We start from the raw sequence: 22,263 nt of genomic DNA on the forward strand, positions 1-22,263 counted from the left end.
CCAGCTTGAAATGACTGCCGAGACCGACCACGACCTCACACGCGAGCCCGTTGCGGCGCACGAGCCGTCGCCGCGCTCGGGCAGCATTGCGCTGGTGCTGCTGGTGGCCGCCGGCCTCGTCGCCGTCGCCGTCGGGCTGATGACGCTCGGGCGCGCGCAGGCGCAGCCCTATATCCTCGGCATCCTCGCCGTGCTGGCGATGGTCGGCCTGTTCAACCTGTTCGCCTTCGCCGCCGGCATCATCCGCTTCGTCGACCGCAGTCTCGATGATCCCGTGATGGGGCGCATTGCCGACCACGCCTTCGACGGCCTGGCCGTGACCGATCCCCGCGGCCACGTGGTCTATTCCAACGCCGCCTATCTGACGCTCACCGGCGCCAGCGGACCGCAGGAGGTGCGGCCCGTGGAGCGCGTCTTCATCGGCAACCCCGACGTCTCCGAAGCCGTGTTCCGGCTGCTCAAGGCCGCGCGCGAAGGAAAACGGCAGCAGGAAGAGGTGCGCATCTCCGGCCATGATGGCAGCCAGGGCCGCTGGCTGCGCATGCGGGTACGCCCGCTCGGCACCGGGAAGCGCGAGGCGAAATACGCGGTGTGGTCGATCTCCGACATCACCCGCGACCGCGAGCGCCAGGAGGACGTGTTCCAGGAACTCCAGCACGCGATCGAATATCTCGATCACGCGCCCTGCGGCTTCTTCTCGGTCAATCCGGCAGGCGAGCTCGCCTATGTCAACGCGACACTGGCGAACTGGCTCGACTACGATCTCGCCGAGATCGGCTCGGGCGGGCTGAAGCTCACCGACATCGTCTCCGGCGACGGCGCCTCGCTGCTCACCGCGATCGTGGCGGTGCCGGGCGAGGTGAAGACGGAAGTCTTCGACATCGACCTGCGCATGCGCACCGGTAAGACCATGCCGGTGCGGCTCTATCACAAGCTCGCCTTCGGCGCCGACGGCGCGCCGGGGCCGTCGCGCACGCTCGTCATCAGCCGCGCCCGCGACGAGCGCAGCGATCCCGATCGCGCCGCCGAAGTGCGCTTCATGCGCTTCTTCGACCATACGCCGATGGCGATCGCGACCGTCGACCGAGGCGGCAACGTCGTGCGCGCCAACGCGCGCTACGCGAAGCTCGGGCAGGCCCTCGGGCTCGACAGCGCCAGCAAGTCGATCTTCCGCGCGGTCAATTCGCGCGACCGGCAACTTTTGATCACAGCCATCAACCAGGCTGCGGAGGGCCAGGCCGACGTCGCGCCGGTCGAGGTGGCGCTTGAAGGAACCAAGGAGCGCTGGGGGCAGTTCTTCGTCACGCCGGTGGATGCCGCCGAGAACGAGGCCGAAGCCGCCATCGTGCACATGCTCGAGACCACCGAGCGGCGCGCGCTGGAGAACCAGATCAACCAGTCACAGAAGATGGAGACGGTCGGCCAGCTCGCCGGCGGCATCGCCCACGACTTCAACAACGTGCTCTCCGCCATCATGATGGCGAACGACTTCCTGTTGAACGCGCACAAGCCGACCGATCCGTCGTTCCAGGACATCATGCAGATCAAGCAGAACGCGACGCGCGCGGCGACGCTGGTGCGGCAGTTGCTGGCGTTCTCGCGGCGGCAGACGTTGCGGCCGCAGGTGCTCGACCTCGGCGATGCGCTCTCCGATCTCGCCATGCTGCTGCGCCGGCTGATCGGCGAGAAGGTCAAGCACGAGACCATCCACGGCCGCGATCTCTGGCCGGTGAAGGTCGACGTCTCCCAGTTCGAGCAGGTAATCGTCAACTTGGCGGTGAACGCGCGCGACGCCATGCCCGACGGCGGCAAGCTGATCATCCGCACCGCCAACGTCACCGCGGAAGAAGCGGCCAAGCTCGCCTACAAGGGCATGCCGGCCGCGGACTATGTGCGGATCGAGGTCGCCGACACCGGCACCGGCATCCCCGCCGATATCCGCGACAAGATCTTCGAGCCGTTCTTCTCGACCAAGGAAGTGGGCAAGGGAACCGGCCTCGGGCTCTCCACCGTCTACGGCATCGTCAAGCAAACCGGCGGCTTCATTTACGTGGACTCGGAACCGGGGCAGGGGACTTCGTTCCATATCTTCCTGCCGCGCCATCACGCCGAGCCCGAGGTGCAAGATCAGCCCGCAGCAGTGGTCGGCGCGGCCAATGGCGCCGCGAAGGAGACCGCACCTGCGGCGGCGGAGGCCAAGCCGCGCACCGATCTCACCGGACAGGGCACCATCCTTCTCGTCGAGGACGAAGAGGGCCTGCGCGCGCTGAACGCCCGCGGCCTGCGCTCGCGCGGCTACACCGTGGTCGAGGCCGAGAACGGCGTCGAGGCCATGGAGGTCCTGGAGGAGCAGAGCGGTGCGATCGATCTCGTCGTCTCCGACGTCGTGATGCCTGAGATGGACGGCCCGACGCTGCTGAAGGCGATGCGCGAGAAGAATCCCGACATCAAGTTCATCTTCGTCTCCGGCTACGCCGAGGACGCCTTCGAGAAGAGCCTGCCCGAAGGCCAGCAATTCGACTTCCTGCCAAAGCCGTTCACGCTCAGCCAGCTCGTGGCGGCCGTAAAGGAGACGATGGCAAAGGCGGGATGACGGCGACTACCGCTGTCGATTTGCGAGAGTTCCTGGAAATGACGAGGAAAAAGCGGCATTCCTGTCGTAAACCCGCCGGTAACCGGCGACCGCGGTTCCTCCGGCTCCCCGGCCAAACCCCCGCCAAATATGGGCTTTTGCCACATCCCCGCGACTGAGGGCCGCAGCCATAAGTTCCGAAACCGGCTTCACTTTTCGGGAAGTCTGCCCATGTTAGGAGCACGTCCCCATGCCGGGGATTTGGGAAACGCACATGACTTTCTCGCAACGCTCCCGCACTCTCTTCAAGACCCTCGCCGTCATGCTGGCGCTTGCGCTGCCGACTGCGCTGGTGATTTCGTCCGCCGACGCCCGCGTCGGTGGTGGCATGTCGTCGGGTTCGCGCGGTTCGCGCACCTATTCGGCGCCGCCGTCGACCACGACCGCGCCGGGCTCGACCTCGCAGTTCAACCGCACCTATACCCAGCCGGGTGCCGGCATGAATTCGGCTGCCGCCGCACCCGCGCGTGGCGGCCTGTTTGGCCGCGCCGGCGGCTTCATGGGCGGCCTTGCGGCCGGCTTCCTCGGCGCAGGCCTGCTCGGCATGCTGTTCGGCGGCGGCCTGTTCGGTGGCCTCGGCGGCCTGTCGTCAATCATTGGCCTGATCATCCAGATCGCGCTCGTGGTGTTGGTGGTGCGGCTGGCGATGTCCTGGTGGCAGCGCCGCCACTCGCAGCAGGCGGCCTATGCCAATGCTGATGCAGGCAGCGGTCAGGGACCGCAGCCGAACCATCGCAGCGGCCTCGGTGGCGGTAGCGTCGGTGGTGGACTTGGCGGTGGTCTCGGCGGCTTCGGCTTCGGCGGCGCCAACAACGCGCCGCTCGAGATCAAGCCGGATGACTATGAGGCGTTCGAGCGCCTGCTCGGCGATGTCCAGGCCGCCTGGTCGAACGAGGACGTGGCCAAGCTGCACACGCTCGCGACGCCGGAAATGGTCTCCTATTTCGAGCAGGACCTCGGCCAGAACCGCGCGCGCAACGTCGTCAACAAGGTGACCAACGTCAAGCTGTTGCAGGGTGACCTCGCGGAAGCCTGGCGCGAAGGCGAGACCGAATACGCCACGGTAGCGCTGCGCTTCGCCCTCACCGACAAGACGCTGGACCGCAACAGCGGTACGGTTGTCGCCGGCAGCGAGCAGCCGGGCGAGGCGACCGAGATCTGGACCTTTGCCCGCCGTCCGGGCAGCGGCTGGGAATTGTCGGCGATCCAGCAGACCAACTGATCGTACGCAGATTAAAGACAAGGGCGTCGTGCTTCGGCACGGCGCCCTTTTTCTTTGAGCCGCTTATATCCCGATACGGCCGACCATTTTGCGCGAAGCACTTAATTGCTTGTTGCCCGCGCAGAGCTCCCGCAATTTCGCGCCTGCCGGTTAGAGAGGGAGATATTCGGTGAGCCAGTCTGTCGCGCGCTCCAGGACAAATCACGAAACCATTGCCAGGAATTCGTCCCCGCCGCTGGAGGCGATCGAAGCGGCGTATGACCGGATCGAGGCCGAGCGCGACCGCAATTGCTGGATCTATCTCCGCCCGCGGGAGGAGGCGCTCGAAGCATGCCGTAAGCTCGTGGCGCGCGCGCGGACGGGCGAAAATCTTCCGCTGCTCGGCATTCCCTTTGGTGTGAAGGACAATATCGATGTCGAGGGAATGCCGACCACTGCCGCATGCCCGGCGTTCAGCTACACGCCCTGGCATTCCGCGCACAGCGTCGAACGCCTCACCGCGGCCGGCGCAATTTGCCTCGGAAAGACCAATCTCGATCAGTTCGCCACAGGCCTGTCCGGCGCGCGTTCGCCCTATGGCCCCTGCGCGTCGGTTGCCGATGCGCGCTATATTGCGGGAGGCTCCAGTTCCGGGTCCGCGGTCGCCGTCGCGGCCGGGCACGTCGCGTTCGCGCTCGGCACCGATACTGGCGGGTCCGGCCGCATACCTGCCGGCTTCAACAACATCGTCGGAATCAAGCCGACCGTTGGGCTGGTGTCATCACGCGGGCTGGTGCCGAATTGCCCGACGATCGATTGCGTTTCGGTGTTCTGCAATACCGTCAGCGATGGCGAGGCAATCCTCGAAATTATCGAAGGGTTCGATTTCGAAGATCCCTACAGCCGCCTGCCCAGGGCCTTTTCTTTCGCCAGCGGGGCGGTGCCATCGTTCCGGTTCGGCCGCATTGCGGCCGCCGATCTCGAATGCTTCGGCATGCCGGAATGCGGCGAGCTCTATGAGCGCGCCTGCGAGCGTTTCACGCAGATCGGGGGAACGGCGATCGAGGTGGACTTCGCGCCGTTCCGCCAGGCCGGGGAGTTGATGTTCAGCGGACCCTGGGTCGCGGAGCGGCACTCGGCCATCGCTTCGCTGATGGACATCGATTCTGGCTCCCTGCTTGATGTCACGAGGACCGTGCTGGGCTCGGCCGCCGGCTATTCAGCGATCGACACATTTGGTGCCATTCACCGGCTGCACCGGCTTCGCCGCGACGCCGAGGCGATCTTTGCGGGTATCGATGCGCTGGTGGTCCCGACCGCACCGCGGCCGTTCACGCTGGAGGAGATGGATCGCGATCCGATCACCCTCAACAATCGCCTCGGCTACTACTCGTACTTTGCCAATCTGCTCGATCTCTGCGGCGTGGCGGTCCCGAACGCGACATTGTCGAACGGCATGCCCATGGGCGTGACCCTGCTGGCGCCGGCCTGGCATGATCGCGCGCTGATCGGACTGGCGCGGCGGTTCGAGGCCAGTGCAGGCCGAGCGGCGTTCGAATTGAAGCCTGGCGGCTGACGGACGGAATTTATTCCATCTCTTGCTCGAGCGTCGAAAGATCCAGGATCGAAATCACGGATCTGTCGTACCTGATCACGCCTTCCTCCTGGAGCCGCGCGAGCTGTACTGTCACCCATTGGCGGGTGGATCCGATGAGATTGGCGAGATCGCCGTGGGTAAACGGCATCCCGATGACAACCTCGCCGTCGCGCTTCACGCCGTAGACGTGCGACAGGAAGATCAACAGGCTATGCAGCCGCTCGGTCACCGAGCGCGTCCCGAGCATCTGGGCCATCGCCGAATAGCATCGCGCCTTGAATGCCAGGGCATCCAGCAAGGCAACGGCGATCGCCGGCGATTCCAGCGCAAGCCGCCGTAGCGCCAGTCCCGGCATGAACGTCAACAGGCTGGGTTCGGCCGCAACCGATGACCACATATGCGGGCCCGTTCCGAATATATCGGGGCCGCCGACGAAGTTGCCGGGAAACCAGTAGGCGAGCGTGACCTCGCGCCCCGACGGCGCCGCATAGTAGCTGCGTATGCGTCCCTCGCTGATCAGGTAGATCCCAGCCTGTGTGTCGCCCTGAGACCAAACCAGTTGGCCGGCTTCCAGGGCCTTCTCGCGTCCGATCGCGCGCAGCCGATTGCAATCAGCCCGGTTGAGACCATCCAGCAAGCCGGGCAGCGGCCTGACGAGATTGTCCGACTCGGCCAGCATCACGCCTGCCGCTATCGCGCTATTCGCCCTGTGCATCGCCGGCTCCACGGTGAGACCCGGCATCGATTATTCAAGAACCATGCCAGCGCGCTGCGGGCTGCTTCGCGATTTCCAAGTTCTGGGGGATCAGCTCGCGTCCGACTGCTTGAACGCCCGCAACCCTTCTGCACGGATGACGTCGAGACAATCCTTCTTGAGGGAAAGATAGGTTGGCTCGACCATGACAGAGCTCGACCGCGGGCGCGGCAGCTTGACCGCGACTTCGCGCAGGATGCGGCCGGGTCCCGCGCTCATGATGAGAACACGGTCGGCCAGCACGATGGCCTCATCTATGTCATGCGTGACGAACACGATCGTCGCCTTGATCCGGTCGCGCAGCTCCAGCAGATTGTCTTGCATCACCGCCCGGGTCTGCGCATCGAGAGCCCCGAAGGGCTCGTCCATCAGCAGCACGCGGGGCTGATTGGCCAACGCTCGCGCGATCGCCACGCGCTGTTGCATGCCCCCGGACAGCGTGTTCGGATATGCGTCGGCGAAACGCTTGAGACCGACCATCGCGATCAGATCGTCGGCGATGGCATTCGCTTCCGTCCTGGACTTCCCAAGCATCCTGGGGCCGTGGGCGATGTTCCTGCGGACAGACTTCCAGGGGAAAAGATGCGGCTGCTGGAACACCATGCCGACATCGGGTCGCGGGCTGTAGACACGCGAGCCCTCCACCAGGATGTCGCCTTCAAACGGCACCTCCAGTCCGGCGATCGTATTGAGCACCGTCGACTTGCCGCAGCCGGAGGGCCCGACGATGCAAACGAACTCGCCAGGTGCCACGTCGAAGGAAACGCGATCCACCGCGATGGTCTGCCCGCGGCGGGTGTCAAAAACGATGCTCAGGTCTGAGACTTGAATGGCCGGTTGTTTCCGCGCCGATTCGACGGAGGCTGGCGAATTTGCCAGAGCCAGTTTCATGGTCGATCGAGCTCCAGACATCAACGCCACCAGACAGTACGTTCCGCAAGAGCCGAAAACAGCCGGTCGGCAGTGAACGAAATCAACCCGAGCGCTGCGAGCCCGCCCATGACCTGGCCCGTTTGCAAATTCTGCTGCGCAATCTCGATCCTGTAGACGATGCCGGCGAAAGCGCCTGCGAGTTCGGCCGCGACAAGCGTGTAAAACGAGATGCTGACAGCGGTGCGCAACCCGACCACGATGTAGGGAAGCGCGCCCAGCAGCACGATCTCCTGGAGCATCTGCCGCCGGGGCGTGCCGAGCATCAACGCCGCCCGAATCAGGCCGCGGTCGACCTTCTGCACGCCGATGTGGGTCGAAAGCCAAACCGTGAAGAACACGCCCCATACGACGAGGAACAGTTTTCCCGCCTCCGACAGGCCGAACCACAGGATGACGATCGGCACGAAAGCAATCGGCGGAATTGGCCGCAGGATGTGGAATAGCGGGGACAGCAAGCTCGAAACAACAGGGAATTGGCCGGTGAGGATACCGAGCAGGATGCCGAGCGCGCCGCCTAAGATGAACCCCGTGGTGACGCGAAAGAGGCTGGCCAGCAGATCGCCAAGGAACTGCCCGGTTCGTATCCACTCAAGGACCGCCGCAGCTACCACTGTCGGCGGCGGAAACAGCACCATGTTGACGGCCCCGGAACGAGAGACCAGTTCCCAGAGGCCGACGAACAGGGGAAGCGAAAGCGCCCCGATCAGAATATTGAGGCGGCGAAGACGAGCTGAATCCGGCCGCCGACCGCGACCGTCGGTGCGGAGAGCAATTTCTTGTCCTGCTGAAGTGCCGTCCTGCATGGCTGTGCGGGTGCCTATTTCCACGAGAGCGTGACGCGTGCGGGGTCGACCTTCTTCAGCGGCTCGGCGACGACGACCTTGCTGAAGTCGGGCATCACCGCTCCCGGAGGATGGTTGCCGCTCTCGAGGCGCCATGCGGAGTGGGTCTTGAGAATCTCGATCAGCCGGTCGTCGAGACGCACCCGGTAAACATAGTCGGCCCAGATCGGAGCGAGGTCGTCCCGCTTCATGCCGACCGCGTCCGCCACGACCGTGATCGCTTCATCCGGGTGTGCTTTCGTCCAGACCTCGGCGTCGATCAGTGAGGCGATGAACTTCTCAACCAGCGCAGGGTTGGCATCCAGATAGGGTCTCGTGACGACGATGTTGAACGTCTCGGAGTAAGTGCCCGTTGTATCGAGCTCAGCGACGGCTTCGTTGAGGGCCTTCTTGGCGTTGGCGATGTGGGGTTCCCAAGTGTCGATCGCGTCGATACTTCCTGCTGCAAGTGCCGGCAGCATCTCCTGCGGCCGCAGGTTGACGAGGGTGACATCCTTGGGAGTCAATCCCGCCGACTTCAGCAAAGTCGCCGTGTAGACCTCGCTGCCGGTGCCGGCAGTGAATCCGATTCGCTTGCCGCGAAGATCTGCCTTGGTCTTGACGCCGGCCTTGGCCGCGACGACCGTCTTGAGGTCGGAATATTCCATGCCGGCGACGAAGGCGATGGGCTGGTTTGCCATCGCCGAAGCGGTGACCGGCGCCTCCGCCGTCGTCGCGATGTCGGCGCCGCCCCCGATCACGGTGTCCAGGCACTGCTTGCCGGACGTGAAGTTCGAGACGGTGATGTCCAGTCCGTTCTTTTCGAAAATCCCCTTCGATTTGGCGACGATCGCAAGGCCGGAGATCGGTCCGAGGTTTTGCGCAAGCCGGGCTTTGAGCAATTCCGCGGCCGAGGCGCGGCCCGGACTGATGGCAAGGCAGCAAAGCGCGGCATAGCCGGCAATTGCCGCGATTGGGCGGACGGTGTTCCAGTGCATGACGATCTCCCCTCGCGCCGCGCCCGGCGGCAGCCCCGATGTGATCGCGGATGCCGCCCTGAACGGCCCCACAGCAGACTCCCGCGTCCTCTCCCGGGCGATCTCTTGAGGATCGGCCCCACGTTGGTATGCTCGCCCGGCGCTACGGTCTCGGGAAGCAATTAATCGACATGGCCCTCGGGGCGACCGGTCGTGCGCCGCCGCTCGAGGTGATGCGCGTGCGGCGGATGGCCGCTGGAATAATGTCTGTCGTGACGGGTTCATGTCAGCGGATCAAAGACCGTCCAGCGAGGCGCAATCGCAGGAACAATCGGGAGGATAGGATGAGCATTCTTGCCAGGGTCATCGTGCCAGCAGGCGTTGCGTTCGCGGTCTTCGCAAGTCCATCGGTGTGGGCGCAGTCAGCCGACATGACCTTCTTCGTGACTTCGAGCGGGCCGGGCAAGGGAGCCGATCTCGGCGGCCTGGAGGGAGCCGATGCGCAGTGCCAGAAGCTGGCGCAGGCCGGCGGCGCCGGCGGCAAGACCTGGCGCGCCTATCTCTCGACGCAGGCCGCTGACGGCAAGCCCGCCGTCAATGCCAAGGACCGCATTGGCAAGGGACCGTGGCAGAATGCCAAGGGTGCGGTGATTGCCAAGGACGTTGCCGACCTGCACGGCGCGGCCAATAACCTCACCAAGCAGACAGCGCTCAGCGAGAAGGGCGAGGTCATCAACGGCGCCGGCGACACGCCGAACCGACACGATATCCTCACGGGATCGCAACCGGACGGCACCGCTTTTGCCGCGGGCGACGACAAGACCTGCAGGAACTGGACGTCGAGCACGCAGGGCGCGGCGGTCGTCGGCCATGCCGATCGTAAGGGCCTGCGCGACGACGAGCCGTCAAAGTCCTGGAACAGCTCTCACCCCTCGCGCGGTCCTGACGGCGGCTGCTCGCAGGCCGATCTGAAGAGCACCGGCGGCGACGGCCTGCTGTTTTGTTTCGCGGCGAATTGAGTTAGGGCGCGCAGCCCTCTCCCCGCGACATTGCGAGCGTAGCGAAGCAATCCAGACTGTCTCCGCGGAAAGATTCTGGATTGCTTTGCTTGCGCTCGCAACGACGGGTATGTGGTGCCGCCGTTCCGTCTCGCTCTCACGGAACCTTCGGCCGCATGTTACATTGGTCCGACCGCTTCCACGCTCACGGACCCCTTCCCATGAAATACGAGCTCTACTACTGGCCCGAGATCCAGGGCCGCGGCGAATATGTGCGGCTGGCGCTGGAGGAGGCGGGGGCGGCTTATATCGACGTCGCGCGGGGGGCGCGCGGCACCAGCGCCATGATGAAGATGATGGACGCGCATGGCGGCACGCCGCCCTTTGCACCGCCGTTCCTGAAAGCGGGCAAGCTCGTCATCGGCCAGACCGCCAACATCCTGCTCTATCTCGGCGCCCGTCATGGGCTCGCGCCGAAGACGGAAGCGGGCAAGCTTTGGGTGCACCAGCTTCAGCTCACCATCACCGACCTCGTGACCGAGATCCACGACACCCATCACCCGCTCGGGCCTTCGATGTACTATGAAGATCAGAAGGCGCCGGCGAAGAAGCGCACGGCCGAGTTTTGGGACGAGCGCGTGCCGAAATATCTCGGCTATTTCGAAGAGCTCCTCGCCGGCAATGGCGGTGCCTACGTCACCGGTCGCAGGCTGACTTACGTCGATCTCTCCCTGTTCCAGATCGTCGATGGGCTGCGCTACGCCTTTCCCAAGCGCATGAAGGCGTTCGAGGGAAATATCCCGGGCCTCGTCGGCCTGCACGACCGGATCGCCGCGCGGCCGAACATCAAGGCCTATCTCGAAAGTGAGCGCCGCATTCCCTTCAACGAGCAAGGCATTTTCCGGCGCTACAAGGAATTGGACAATTAGCCGGTCCGGATAGCGGCTCACCACACGCCGGGTAGCAGGCGATAGCGCACGCGCGTCATATAGTCGGAATAGCCCGGCAGGCCCTCGCGCAGCGTGCGCTCCTCGATGCCGATGCGGACAGCAAACAAAACGACGATGACCGGCGCCATTGCAAGGCCCCACCACGAGCCCAGCAGCAGCGGCACTCCGGCGAAGAACAGGATCATGCCGCTGTACATGGGATGGCGCACATGCGCGTAAGGCCCCGTCGAGACCACGCGCTGTGCGCGTTCGGCCTGGAGCTTCACCACGGGCGCGGCGAACGAGTTCTCGCGGAACACCCACAGGATGAACAGCGTCGAGAGGACGAACAGCACCAGACCGAGCGCCTGCAACGCAACCGGCATGTCGGAGGATTGCGTGCGCCGGTCGAGCCCCATCGCGGCCAGCCAGGCCAGCATCGCAATGACGAAGACGATCATGAAGGCCTTGTCGGCGGCAGGCTGGTCCTTTTGCAGGACCGGCCGCAGACGTTCGGCGAGCAGCGCCGGATCGACCCGATAAAGCCACCAGCCGCAGAGCGGGCCGAGCAGGGCGCAGGTGGCGAGGAACACCCAGGCCGAAGGCCAATGCATCGTCCCGGCGCAAGCGAACAGCAGCGCGCCCATGCCGGCGGTGGTGATCGTGTTCTGCAACAGCAGTTTTGCGATCATGTTCGATCTGATTCCGTCACACGCCGGCGCATTGATAGCATTCTTCGGGTAAACATGCGTCCGGTGCGACAGGGTTGGCTTCAGATCTTGATGGGCGATGTAAAGGCCGCCACGAGCCGAACCAGATCCGCCTGTCGTTTGGTTCCGGTCTTCGTGAAGATCCTGGTGAGATGGGTCTTGATCGTCGTTTCGGCGATGCCCATGCTTCTGGCCACGTCAGGAACCCCGCCGATTTCGACGATGGCCAGGAAGACGCGCAGCTCGGCCGGCGTCAGCTTGAAGAGCTTCCGGATGAGGTCGGGCGCGACGATCGTCTCGAGCGCTGCCTTGCTGACGAACAGGACGGCGCAGGCCTCATAGCCGGCCCCGAACATTTGCCGGCGTCCAGCCGTGAGCGGCAGGAGATTCCCGACATAATGCGAGCCGTTGCGGGCCGTCAGATGCAGCGAGATGCTCGTGCTCGTCATCGACCGGTCGCCGAGAGCGGTGCCCGCCAGTGCCTGCCGCAGCATCCGATCGGCATTCAGGTCCGACGTCACGAGCCGGCCATGGACCGAACGAAGGACGTCGGCCTCGTCCAAAATCTCTCGCGCGCTCGCATTGGCGTGCGTGATATGACCGTCGGCATCGAGCAGCAGAACGGCGGTGCGCAGAGCGTCGAGCGTGCGGACCGACGTCGTCTCCAATGCATTCTGCTGCTGCAGCTTCTGTCTGACGAGCATGGCCCGTTGCATGTGCGGCGTCAGGTGAGAGATGGTCTGATACATCCTGCGATCGACAGGCCCGCCGCCCTTCATGATCGAGAGACGGGATATTCCCTCGGCAGACTTGCCGAGCAGGATGTTGGCGGCGTCCTCGAGACCCTGCGGCTGCGCCCATTCGTTGTAGAATGTGGTCGTCCGGAATTCGTCGACGTCGATCCAGTCCCTGATCGTCTGGATTTGGCCGACCGCGGCGTGGAGCACGCTGCGCGACGGATCGAATGGCTCGTAGGTTTCGATGTAGACTGAACATAGGCGGGTTCGACACCGACGGCATGCGAGATCACGGCCTCGCCGGCTGCCCCGATCCAGACCAGACCACCGCTCTGGCCGCCCGCCATGTCGACGATGCTGCCAAGTGTCGCCGTCCATCGGGAATCGTCGAGCGCTGCATCGTAGATGTCCGTCACCAGCGAGAGCAGCTTTTCATTCAGTTCCATAAGCGTGTCCATGAACGGATGGATGGGCTCGTTCGGCCTCGCAGATGAGCACGCCGGATGTGGAAATTTGATGAGCCGGATCACACTTGAAGACGCTCTCGCAGCCCTGGCGGGCGCTGAGCGAGATGCCGGGAGGAACGGGCCGGACGGACGTGGCGCGGGAACAGTCAGGCCGAAGGCCAGTGCATCGTCCCGGCGCAAGCGAACAGCAGCGCGCCCGTGGCCGCGGCGGTGATCGTGTTCTGCAACGGCAATTATGCGATCATGCGCAGGTCAGCCGCGCACGATATTGGTCCCGCTATCCGGGGAAGATGCGGCCGGACACGCGAAAAGCCCGATCGACCGGATCGGGCGTTTCATCTTCGACCGGCTTGATCAGGCGAGCTGATCGATCCGTGTGCCCTGACCCGGCGGCAGCGGCGCGGGCGGCGGCGGCTTGTAGGTCGGGTCGTTGTCCTTGGTCTTCTGGTCGTCCTGTTGCTTGGTCGCGTCGTAGCTCGGCACCACGATCGCGATCGGCGGCGGCGCAACGGTAGAGACGCTCATCCACAAATCCTCACACATGGAAACAATCGACCTTGCGCTGCGAGGAGCGAAGCTTCCGTCAAGCCAATCGTTAAAATGCGAGGGAGTTGGTGCGGTGGGATGCCGTTCTTGGTCCCGCGAGTGCACGATTTGAGTGGACCGCGGCTCTCTCCTCGTCATTGCGAGCGCAGCGAAGCAATCCAGAATCCCGCCGCGGAAAGACTCTGGATTGCTTCGCTGCGCTCGCAATGACGGAGCGTGTGGAAAGAGCGAGTGCCCCGCTTATTCGTCCTTGCCGCGCGTGATCGCGATGGACGCATCCGTCTTGGTACGCGTGCATTCCATGTTGAGCCGGCGGTAGCGCATGACGACCTTGTCGCCGCGCAACAGTCCCATCCGCTTCAGGCAGCGTGTCGCGCCCGTCGTGGTGTCGTCCTTCGTGACGGTGAAGACGATCGCCGCCATCGAACCCACCAGCGCCAAGAAGTCCGGCGTCGGCTTGCGATCGCCCTTGGCATAAAGCTCGATGGAATATTTGTCGCCGCGGCAACCCACGGACAGCTCCTTGGCCGCGGGGTGCGAGAGGTAGACGATGTTGGCGGCCCGGAAATTCACCTTGAGGCGCTCGACCTGGTTCGTCAGCTCCTTGGCGCTGTCATCGCAGCGATCCGCGCGGGCAGGCGAGGCGAGGGTCACAAGGCCGGTGATGGCGGCGGCGACCAGGATCGCGCCGCGGACGTTCAGTTTGAAAATCATGATGAAAAGCCCCTTAGGCCGCGCATTCAACCTTCGTCGCGCGCCGAGCGCAAGGGGGGCACCCAGAGCCTGCCGGGGACGGTCGTCGCCACCTTGCGTCCGGCCGACGGCAACCAAAAAGGGCCGTCGTGACGCCGAATCGGGATGCCTCGGCCGCGCCAGAACGCCTTCCATTCGCGGCAAAAAAGCTTAGAACGCTTCTACGCTTAGAGGCCCGCGAGGGCTCCAAAACCCCGAGATTTGCCCATGAACGCTCCCACCGCCTTCCCCGACCCCGCAAAACCCGTTCCGCCCTACAAGCACACCCCGCTGTTCCCGCTGGGCAAGGACGAGACGCCCTACAAGAAGATCACGGCCGAGGGTGTCAGGGTCGAGAAGGTCCTGGGGAAGGACATGCTGGTGGTGTCGCGCGAGGCGCTGCGGGCGCTGTCGGAGGCGGCCTTTGGCGACATCAACCACTATCTGCGCCCCGGCCATCTGAAGCAGCTCCGCGCGATCCTGGAGGACGGCGAGGCGAGCCCGAACGACAAGTTCGTTGCGCTGGACTTCCTGAAGAATGCCAACATCGCGGCCGGCGGCGTGCTGCCGATGTGCCAGGACACCGGCACCGCGATCATTATGGGCAAGAAGGGCTGCAACGTCATCACCGACGGTGACGACGAGGCGGCGCTGTCGGAAGGCGCGCGCGATGCGTATCTCCGTCGCAATTTGCGTTACTCGCAGGTCGCGCCCTTGTCGATGTACGAGGAGAAGAACACCGCCAACAACATGCCGGCGCAGTGCGAGATCTACGCGGAGGGCGACGACGCCTACAAGTTCATGTTCATGGCGAAGGGCGGCGGCTCCGCCAATAAAAGCTTCCTGTTCCAGGCCACGCCCTCGGTGCTGACCAAGGATCGGCTGCTCGCCTTCCTGAAGGAGAAGATCCTGACGCTGGGCACCGCGGCGTGCCCGCCCTATCACCTCGCCATCGTGATCGGCGGCACCTCGGCCGAGCTGTGCATGAAGACGGTGAAGCTCGCCTCCGCCCGCTATCTCGACGCGCTGCCGACCCACGGCTCGCCCGACGGCAACGCCTTCCGCGACGTCGAGATGGAGCAGGAAATCCACAAGATGACGCAGTCGCTCGGCGTTGGCGCGCAGTTCGGTGGAAAGTATTTCTGTCACGACGTCCGCGTGATCCGCATGCCGCGCCACGGCGCCTCGCTGCCGATCGGGCTCGGCGTGTCCTGCTCGGCCGACCGCCAGGTGCTCGGCAAGATCACCAGGGATGGCGTCTATCTGGAGGAGCTCGAGCACAACCCGGCGCAGTATCTGCCGCAGGTCGAGCAGTCGCTCGGCGGCGAGGTCGTCAAGATCGACCTCAACCAGCCGATGAAGGACATCCTGGCGACGTTCTCGAAGTACCCGACCAAGACGCGGGTCTCGATGACCGGCACCATGATCGTCGCGCGCGATAGCGCGCATGCCAAGCTGCGCGAGCGCCTCGAGAGGGGCGAGCCGCTGCCGGACTATTTCAAGAACCATCCGGTCTATTACGCCGGCCCCGCCAAGACGCCCGAGGGCTACGCCTCCGGCGCGTTCGGCCCGACCACCGCGGGCCGCATGGATTCCTTCGTCGACCAGTTCCAGGCCGCTGGCGGCTCGATGGTGATGGTGGCGAAGGGCAACCGCGCGCCTGCCGTGCGCGAGGCCTGCAAGAAGTATGGCGGCTTCTATCTCGGCTCGATCGGCGGTGCGGCTGCGAACCTCGCCGAGCACTGCATCAAGAAGGTCGAGGTGCTCGAATATCCCGAGCTCGGCATGGAGGCGATCTGGCGCATCGAAGTCGTCGACTTCCCGGCGTTCATCATCATCGATGACAAGGGGAATGACTTCTTCAAGGAGCTGAATTTGGGCTAGCAGATCTGCCATCGTCCGCCGGTCCCTGCTCGGCGGACGGTGGCGGCGTGCGCTCAGCGCCTTATTTTGAACGATATGGCGCCGCCGTTTTCGACGCTGTCGAACATGACAAGGACGCGAATGCTGGTTGCGTCGTCCTCGAGGGGAAGCAGAATCTCTGCTTTGGCGCCTTCCTTGACCTTGCTCAGATCGAGCGTAGCCAAGGGCTTGGCAGCGGTCTCGTTGCTGCCGTCCCACAGCCAGACGGTATAGGGAACATCTTCATCGCGCGTCGGGCCTGCGAGTATTAATATGCCGTCCTTGACTACGGCCAGGTCCCGGATCCCGGTATCCTTCCCGAGTTCGATCGAGGCGGTCTCAGGCTTGAGATCGCCGTGCTTGGTGAAGAGCGCATCCGCGTTGACGCTGAGCACGTAGGCGTGACGCTTCACCGATGGTCCTCGCAGTCCGAAGTACATGCGCCCGTTCCTGACCGCTATCCCCTCGATGTTGACACCGCTCTCCGCAAGCGGCTCGTTGAAATACGCTTCGACGTCGTCGTCATTCTTAAGCACTTTGCGCAGCCGCGAGCTCGACTCCACGCCATCGACGTTCGTAGCGTTAGGTTTGGTCTTGGGAGTTCCGGTTTGCGGATCCACAGCAATCCGAAACACGACGTAACTCGATAGGTTTTTCTTGTCACTGTGACGGCTTCGGCCATGCGATCCGGTGACATAGAAGAAGCCGTCTTCATAAGCGACGCCCTCGGCATCGGGGTCCTTCTTTTCATCCGAAAGCAGAACGAGGTCCCGCGGAACGAGCATCTTGTCTTCGATCGAGAAGAACTGCGCATACTTCTGCTGATCATTGGCAATCAGGCACGATGTGAATTTCGGCGTGGTCGGTACGCACGCGGCACCGCTCAGGTTCATGCGCGGCTGATCCTTGAGCTTTTCGTGCTTCTCATTCTCCTTGAAGATCGAAGCGGGCTTCCAGATCGTTGCCTCCGGAGCAATCTTCGGCGGCAACGGTTCGCCACGCCCGGCCGAGATCGTCGCTCCCAGCAGAAGGCAAACGAATGCGGCCGTCAGTGATCGATGAGAGGTACCCGTGATGCTGTCAGGCATTCTTCCCTCCCGGACGCTATCCCCAAATACAATCCTGAATTGTGAGGAAGGCAAGGGCGAGAATGTCGCGGAGCGCTCTCTCCCGTTAGCTGCAATTCGTAACCTGGTTCGAGCACAGCGAGCGCCACCAGCCGCGGACGCCGTCCTGGCTCTCGACGAGGCCCCAGAGCCCGCTACAGGCAAAGATGCGCTTCGGGCCGCCGTCGGTGTCGATTGGGCCGCCGAGCTCGCGCTGGGCCGGCATCCATTTCGCATCGACGAACGGCGCCTGGAAAAGTCCGCCCATGCGCGTCGCGCCATTGGCGTAGGACGCGCCGACCTTGTTGGACGCGACCCAGCCGCGCCCCGCATAGGGTTTTGGCGCGCTGCGCGGATATCTCTTGTCGTCCTCGTAGTCCTTGCCCGGCGGTTTTGCGCCTTCGATCAGGAACCAGCCATCCTTGAAGCCGATGATGCGGAATTCGGTGAGCCAGCCGCCGTCGGGCGTGTTCTCGGCACCGCCAAGCTTCAGCCGGTAGGGCGGCGGCAGCGTGCCGAGCACGCGCGCTTTCGCCGAGGGCTCGGCGCGGACGTTGAGGCCATCAGGATCCTTGTCGATGGACCAGGCGCCGAGATCGCACGGCTCGGTCCCATCGGGCAGCGTTGCGCGCCGGGCGGCGAGATCGGCGTGGAGCTTTGCGAAATCGGTGTCGTCGTTGTCAGGATCCGGCCCGCTGCGCGGCTTCAATTCGGCCGAGACCGCGCGCGTCGCATCCGGCGTCAGCGTGACGACGAGGGCCTGGCGCGCAGCGAACACGCTTGCCGGTGTCTTCGGATCGTTCGACGAGGCCGGATAGACGGCGAGGGTGCCGGTCGATCCTTCGGTCCGATAGGCCGTGCCGGCGACATAGCCCGCCGGCACCATGGCGAGCGCGCTTGCGCGCCACGCCGGTTCGGTGTCATCCGCGCGCGCCGATTGTGTCGCAACACACAGGATCGCTGCCGCGATGAGACGGAGCACGCGCACGGATCGCAACGTGCCTACGCGCGCGCGCCCGTGAACGGAAAGCTGCCCATCGGGCCGATGCCCATCTCGCCGCTCATGCTGTCGCCAGAGACCGTTCCGATGAACTCGAGCGTCAACGGCATCGGATTGGTGATCGAGACTTTCCAGTTGACGGCGTCGCCGCTGATGGTGCCGTCGAAGATCTCGGCCGAATTGCCGTCGGCGCCCTGTGTTCCGGTCAGTGTGCCGCCGGAGTTCAGCAAAGTCAGCGTGGCCTTGCGCTCGCCCATGGGCGTCGTCATGGTCAGAGTCCAGTTGCCGTCCACGGCCATTCGTGTCTCCCATAAATCCCGGCGGGCAGCGACGATCCGCGGCCCGTCCCTGGCCGAGCATATAGCGCAACTCGCAGCAGCTGCCTAACCCTCCCTTGGAGGCATTTAGGCGCGGGCGGCGGCACGGCGCCGGCTGGTGACAATGAGGCGAAGCACGACATACTGCACGGCAAAGGCGAGGATCTTGGCGCCGCCTGCGACCACCGTGATGTAGAACGCCCATAGCTTCAGATCGCCGGTGGAGGCGACCGCGATCATGCCGGCGCCGATCACGAACATCAGCAACGCCCAGGCATAGCCCGCGGCCGTCACATATTCCGGAACGGTCTCGACGACGATCGGCGGCATGTAGCGCAGCATCCAGCCGCGCTTGAGCATGATGGCGCCGATAGCGAAATGCGCGATCGAGGGCTTTGCCAGCATGAAGCGGGGATCATTGGTCAGCAGGGTGACGGTGCCCAGCACGACGACGAGCGCGAGGCTCGCATAGGTCATGTAATTGAGCTGCTGCCCCTTCACGCGCGCGTAGATCACCTGCGCGATCGCTCCGGCAATCGCCACCGACGTAGCCAGGACGACGTTGTCGGTGATGAGGTAGATGACCAGGAAAACGATGGCGGAGAGGAAGTCGGAGGCGAGGCGGGCGAATACGTCCTTCATCGTCTGTCCTGTTCAGCGGGTGTTGGGCATTGCGCTGGCCGGCGCACCGTACTTGATCTGGCGATACTCGGGATACCATTTTGTAAAGTAGATCGCGCTGTTGCGGGCGGCGAAGGCGACCGCAAGGCCCGACCAGAGCGGCAGGCCGGGGACGTAGAGCAGCGCGATGTTGGCGGCCATCATCAACAGCGCGGCGGCGGTCCATGCGCCGGTGATGACGTAATTGGCGGTGAGGAAGCCGGGCATCGCCGCCGTCTCGGCCGGGACCGTTTCAACCGCATATTGCAGCGTGAACGGGTGGCGGACCAGCATCGAGCCGAGCGAGATGACGAAGATGCCGATGTCGACCGACAGCTTGACGCCCAGCGTGCCGAGCTTCGGGTCGATCAGCGCGAGGTAGATGCCGATTGCGGCGAATACGATCGCCGAGCCCATCGCCAGGATCTTCACGGAGCGGCCGCGCGCGATATCGACCGTGACGGTGGCGAGGCAGATTGCAGACGCGGCGAACACGCTGATCGTGGCCGACGTCACCAGCATCAGGAAAGTGTAGGCGCCGTAGGGCGCGAGGATCAGGAAAATCGCCATGAGCCGCCTCGGTCTGGCCAATCTTTACGTTGTAAAGATAAGTAAATCAGAAGCGATGCCGGGTCAAGCGAAATCTTTACAGTGTCAAAATAACGTAGGTAACTTCCAAAAAATGAAATGCTGCAATGGCTTGGTCGGACGCCTCGTCGGCGAATTCCGCCCAGGGCAGGCGCGACAGGATCGGCAGCGCGGCGGCGAGCAGGAGGCCGACCGAGAGCAAGATACCGCCGTTGAAGATGACATGGCCGCTCCGTCGCAGCCGGATCATCCGGAGTGCGAGCGCAGCGGAGGCCAGGGCGAGGACGGCAAGGCAATCTGCGGTGATCGAGGGCATGTGCATGCGAGGCCTCTTTGGTGACATCCGCGATGTCATTCCGGGGCTCGCGACGTCGTCGCGCCCCGGAATGACAAGAGTTACTGCGCGCCCACCCAATTGCCGTGAAAGCCGTCGGGGACGCGGTGGCCGAGCTGCACCAGCGCGACGGGGCCGGCTTCGACATCGGTGGCGTTGAACACGGCGAGGTCGCTGCGGTTCTCCCGCGCGCGCCAGACCACCGCCAACAGCCAGCCGTCGCCTTCCGCTGCATCCGTCGCGCGCTCGACGAACACCGGCTCGGAGATGGTATCGCCGGCCGGCAGCAGATAATGACCGAGCCGTCTGCCGTTGCCGTCGACATGGACGATGCCCGACAGCGCGCCGAACATCGGCAGCCGCGGATTGGCGCAGGCGTACCAGCCGTGATGGCTTTTCAATCCCGCGCGGCGGTCGTCGATGCGGGGGAATTCGCCCGTGAGATCGTCGAGGTAGGTCTGCTGGAAGCGGTCGGTCTTCCCTGAGAGATCGAACGTCCAGCGGCAATGGCGGGCGCGTGATTTCTCCGGATCCGTCGGCCGGCCATCGGGATGCGGAAACAGTGGCGCTTCCTCGAACTGCATGACGTCGGCGATGATGCGGTTACCGTCTTCCCACGCATTCATGATGTGGAAGACATAGCAGGCTTCACCGCGGAACCAGACGATGTCCTTGGCCGTGCCGTTGCGCTTCATCACGCCGACATAGGCGCCCTTGTCCGGCTCCCAGGCATAAGGCGGCCGTCCGCTCATCGCGCGCTCCATGCTGCCGGTGATCGGGAGGATCGGAAACAGCACATGGTTCTCGGTGACGATGAAGTCGTGCACCATGCTGGCGTAGGGCGCCTCGAAACGTTCGAAGCGCGTGGCCTTGCCGGAGGCGTCGATTGATCCGTAGGAGAGGGCAGGGGTCAGCGGACCCGCGGCGTTGTAGCCGAAGAACACGAGTTCGCCGGTGACCGGGTCGACCTTCGGATGCGCCGTGAAGCTGCCGGCGACGCGACCCTGATAATTGTGATAGCCGCGCGTCGCCAGCGTGCCCGGCTCGATCTCGGTCGGCAGATGCGCTTCTTCCAGCGCCAAGAGCTTGCCGGCATGACAGATGATGTTGGTGTTGGCGACGCCGCCGTCGGTGAGGTTTTGCGGCGCATCCGGCAGCTTGCGGCCGAAGCCGCCGAACAGCGCGCGGCCTGCATCGTGCTCGGCCAGCCATTTCGGCGTTCGGACCCAGCGGTTGCGATAGCTGGCGCGGCCGTTCTCGAGGTGGAAGGCGTGCAGCATGCCGTCGCCGACGAACCAGTGCGCACCGGGCGCATCGAACTGCGGATTGGGACCGTTGCGATAGAGCACGCCATTCAGATCGCGCGGCAATTCCCCGACGATTTTGAGGAATGGCGCATCGGCTTCGAATGGAATCGGACCGAGGTTATGGCGGCGCTCGGTGACGGCGTCGTGCTGCACGGCGTATCCCTCCCTATCTTTACATCGTAAAGATCGAATAATGCCGATCGCCGCATTCGTCAAGTGAAATCTTTACACTGTCAATATTGCGTCATATAGCTTGCAAATGGCCAAAAGCGACACCAACAGCGAAACAGCGCGCAAGCCGCGTACCCCGCGCAAGACATCGTCGGCCGCGAGCGCGCAGGCGCGTTCCGCACGCCGTCCGGCAGTAGCGAAGACGGAGACGCCGTATCATCACGGCGCCCTGCGCGAGGCGCTGCTCCAGGCCGCCGAACGGGTGCTGGAGCGCGACGGGCTCTCCGGCCTGACCTTGCGCGCGGTGGCGCGGGAGGCGGGCGTCTCGCATGCCGCGCCGACCCATCATTTCGGCGATCTCACCGGCCTGCTCAGCGAGCTCGCGGCCGTCGGCTTCCGCCAGTTCAACGCGGCGATGGCCTCGTCCTGCGACGCCGCCACCACGCCGCTGGAGCGCGCGCTGGCGCGGCCGAAGGCCTATGTCGCCTATGCGCAGGCCCATCCCGGCATGTACGGCATCATGTTCCGCACCGAGCGGCTCGATTATTCCAGGCCCTCGCTGCACGAGGCGGCCGAAGCCTCCTTCGCCGGCCTTGCCAACGCCATCGGCATGATGCGTCAGGAGCAGATCAGCGAAGATTCGCTGACGCTGAACCAGGGCGCCGCGATCGCGCGCGCCTGGTCGATGGTGCACGGCTTCACCATGCTGCTGCTCGATGGCCGTCTCGAAGATATTTTGGGGCGGCTGCCCGAGGGGACGACGGCCGAACAGTTGCTCGAGGCGATGCTGACGGCGCCCATCACGGCGAAGCTGCCGGCATAGCGCCTTCGGGCGGGCGCTGCC

General features: G+C 64.3%; 22 protein-coding genes. 7 read left to right on the forward strand and 15 right to left on the reverse strand.

Going from position 1 to position 22,263, the window contains the following annotated elements:
* Positions 1–10: 10 nt before the first annotated feature.
* The 3 genes from cckA to atzF all read left to right on the forward strand — a co-directional run bounded on the left by cckA (position 11) and on the right by atzF (position 5,409).
* Positions 11–2,593 carry a cell cycle histidine kinase CckA gene (gene cckA, locus ACVJ5M_RS17400; protein WP_354097394.1) on the forward strand — a complete coding sequence of 861 codons (2,583 nt, stop codon included), beginning with the start codon at positions 11–13 and terminating at the stop codon, positions 2,591–2,593.
* Between the two features lie 229 nt (positions 2,594–2,822).
* Complete coding sequence (locus ACVJ5M_RS17405) at positions 2,823–3,854, forward strand: Tim44 domain-containing protein (RefSeq protein WP_354097395.1); 1,032 nt, start codon at positions 2,823–2,825, stop codon at positions 3,852–3,854.
* Positions 3,855–4,023: 169 nt separating this feature from the next.
* Positions 4,024–5,409 (forward strand): allophanate hydrolase, encoded by a 1,386-nt coding sequence (gene atzF, locus ACVJ5M_RS17410; protein WP_354097396.1) that lies wholly within the window; start codon positions 4,024–4,026, stop codon positions 5,407–5,409.
* Between the two features lie 10 nt (positions 5,410–5,419).
* Here atzF and ACVJ5M_RS17415 read toward each other — a convergent pair whose 3' ends face one another.
* From ACVJ5M_RS17415 to ACVJ5M_RS17430, 4 genes are all read right to left on the reverse strand, one after another.
* Complete coding sequence (locus tag ACVJ5M_RS17415) at positions 5,420–6,145, reverse strand: Crp/Fnr family transcriptional regulator (protein WP_063986244.1); 726 nt, start codon at positions 6,143–6,145, stop codon at positions 5,420–5,422.
* A gap of 90 nt (positions 6,146–6,235) precedes the next feature.
* The gene (locus tag ACVJ5M_RS17420; RefSeq protein WP_354099767.1) at positions 6,236–7,075 is read right to left on the reverse strand and encodes an ABC transporter ATP-binding protein; all 840 of its coding nucleotides are present in this window, start codon (positions 7,073–7,075) and stop codon (positions 6,236–6,238) included.
* Between the two features lie 20 nt (positions 7,076–7,095).
* Positions 7,096–7,920, reverse strand: a complete 825-nt coding sequence (locus ACVJ5M_RS17425; protein ID WP_354097398.1) for an ABC transporter permease — start codon at positions 7,918–7,920, stop codon at positions 7,096–7,098.
* Positions 7,921–7,934: 14 nt separating this feature from the next.
* Entirely contained in the window at positions 7,935–9,008 is a 1,074-nt protein-coding gene (locus ACVJ5M_RS17430) for an NrtA/SsuA/CpmA family ABC transporter substrate-binding protein (protein WP_456679364.1), read from the reverse strand.
* A 251-nt stretch (positions 9,009–9,259) separates the two neighbouring features.
* Here ACVJ5M_RS17430 and ACVJ5M_RS17435 point away from each other — a divergent pair, with 251 nt between their 5' ends.
* Both ACVJ5M_RS17435 and ACVJ5M_RS17440 read left to right on the forward strand, forming a co-directional pair.
* On the forward strand, positions 9,260–9,934 hold the full coding sequence (locus ACVJ5M_RS17435; RefSeq protein WP_063982296.1) for a lectin: 675 nt from the start codon (positions 9,260–9,262) through the stop codon (positions 9,932–9,934).
* A gap of 200 nt (positions 9,935–10,134) precedes the next feature.
* A complete protein-coding gene (locus tag ACVJ5M_RS17440) occupies positions 10,135–10,842 on the forward strand; it encodes a glutathione S-transferase (RefSeq protein ID WP_354097400.1) in 708 nt (235 codons plus the stop codon).
* A gap of 17 nt (positions 10,843–10,859) precedes the next feature.
* Here the strand turns inward: ACVJ5M_RS17440 and ACVJ5M_RS17445 are convergent, their stop codons facing one another.
* The 4 genes from ACVJ5M_RS17445 to ACVJ5M_RS17460 all read right to left on the reverse strand — a co-directional run bounded on the left by ACVJ5M_RS17445 (position 10,860) and on the right by ACVJ5M_RS17460 (position 14,016).
* A complete protein-coding gene (locus ACVJ5M_RS17445) occupies positions 10,860–11,534 on the reverse strand; it encodes a methyltransferase family protein (RefSeq protein ID WP_354097401.1) in 675 nt (224 codons plus the stop codon).
* A gap of 80 nt (positions 11,535–11,614) precedes the next feature.
* Positions 11,615–12,499: a helix-turn-helix transcriptional regulator gene (locus ACVJ5M_RS17450; RefSeq protein WP_354099766.1), complete on the reverse strand. Its 885-nt coding sequence runs from the start codon at positions 12,497–12,499 to the stop codon at positions 11,615–11,617.
* A 611-nt stretch (positions 12,500–13,110) separates the two neighbouring features.
* Positions 13,111–13,281, reverse strand: a complete 171-nt coding sequence (locus ACVJ5M_RS17455; protein WP_166090739.1) for a hypothetical protein — start codon at positions 13,279–13,281, stop codon at positions 13,111–13,113.
* A 261-nt stretch (positions 13,282–13,542) separates the two neighbouring features.
* Positions 13,543–14,016 (reverse strand): hypothetical protein, encoded by a 474-nt coding sequence (locus tag ACVJ5M_RS17460; protein WP_354097403.1) that lies wholly within the window; start codon positions 14,014–14,016, stop codon positions 13,543–13,545.
* Between the two features lie 246 nt (positions 14,017–14,262).
* Here ACVJ5M_RS17460 and ACVJ5M_RS17465 point away from each other — a divergent pair, with 246 nt between their 5' ends.
* Complete coding sequence (locus ACVJ5M_RS17465) at positions 14,263–15,918, forward strand: fumarate hydratase (RefSeq protein WP_354097404.1); 1,656 nt, start codon at positions 14,263–14,265, stop codon at positions 15,916–15,918.
* Between the two features lie 53 nt (positions 15,919–15,971).
* Here the strand turns inward: ACVJ5M_RS17465 and ACVJ5M_RS17470 are convergent, their stop codons facing one another.
* From ACVJ5M_RS17470 to ACVJ5M_RS17500, 7 genes are all read right to left on the reverse strand, one after another.
* The gene (locus tag ACVJ5M_RS17470) at positions 15,972–17,024 is read right to left on the reverse strand and encodes a DUF3616 domain-containing protein (protein WP_354097405.1); all 1,053 of its coding nucleotides are present in this window, start codon (positions 17,022–17,024) and stop codon (positions 15,972–15,974) included.
* Positions 17,025–17,109: 85 nt separating this feature from the next.
* Complete coding sequence (locus ACVJ5M_RS17475; RefSeq protein ID WP_354097406.1) at positions 17,110–18,030, reverse strand: SH3 domain-containing protein; 921 nt, start codon at positions 18,028–18,030, stop codon at positions 17,110–17,112.
* Positions 18,031–18,044: 14 nt separating this feature from the next.
* Positions 18,045–18,341, reverse strand: a complete 297-nt coding sequence (locus ACVJ5M_RS17480; RefSeq protein WP_071912259.1) for a hypothetical protein — start codon at positions 18,339–18,341, stop codon at positions 18,045–18,047.
* Between the two features lie 105 nt (positions 18,342–18,446).
* Positions 18,447–19,001 carry an inner membrane-spanning protein YciB gene (locus ACVJ5M_RS17485; protein WP_014494042.1) on the reverse strand — a complete coding sequence of 185 codons (555 nt, stop codon included), beginning with the start codon at positions 18,999–19,001 and terminating at the stop codon, positions 18,447–18,449.
* Between the two features lie 12 nt (positions 19,002–19,013).
* Positions 19,014–19,589, reverse strand: a complete 576-nt coding sequence (locus ACVJ5M_RS17490; RefSeq protein WP_354097407.1) for a hypothetical protein — start codon at positions 19,587–19,589, stop codon at positions 19,014–19,016.
* 76 nt (positions 19,590–19,665) lie between these two features.
* A complete protein-coding gene (locus ACVJ5M_RS17495; protein ID WP_354097408.1) occupies positions 19,666–19,929 on the reverse strand; it encodes a hypothetical protein in 264 nt (87 codons plus the stop codon).
* 74 nt (positions 19,930–20,003) lie between these two features.
* Positions 20,004–21,401 (reverse strand): carotenoid oxygenase family protein, encoded by a 1,398-nt coding sequence (locus ACVJ5M_RS17500; RefSeq protein ID WP_354099765.1) that lies wholly within the window; start codon positions 21,399–21,401, stop codon positions 20,004–20,006.
* Between the two features lie 106 nt (positions 21,402–21,507).
* Between ACVJ5M_RS17500 and ACVJ5M_RS17505 the strand changes: the two genes are divergently transcribed.
* Entirely contained in the window at positions 21,508–22,242 is a 735-nt protein-coding gene (locus ACVJ5M_RS17505; RefSeq protein WP_354097410.1) for a TetR/AcrR family transcriptional regulator, read from the forward strand.
* The last annotated feature ends 21 nt before the right edge of the window (positions 22,243–22,263 follow it).

Source organism: Bradyrhizobium sp. S3.7.6 (assembly GCF_054061875.1).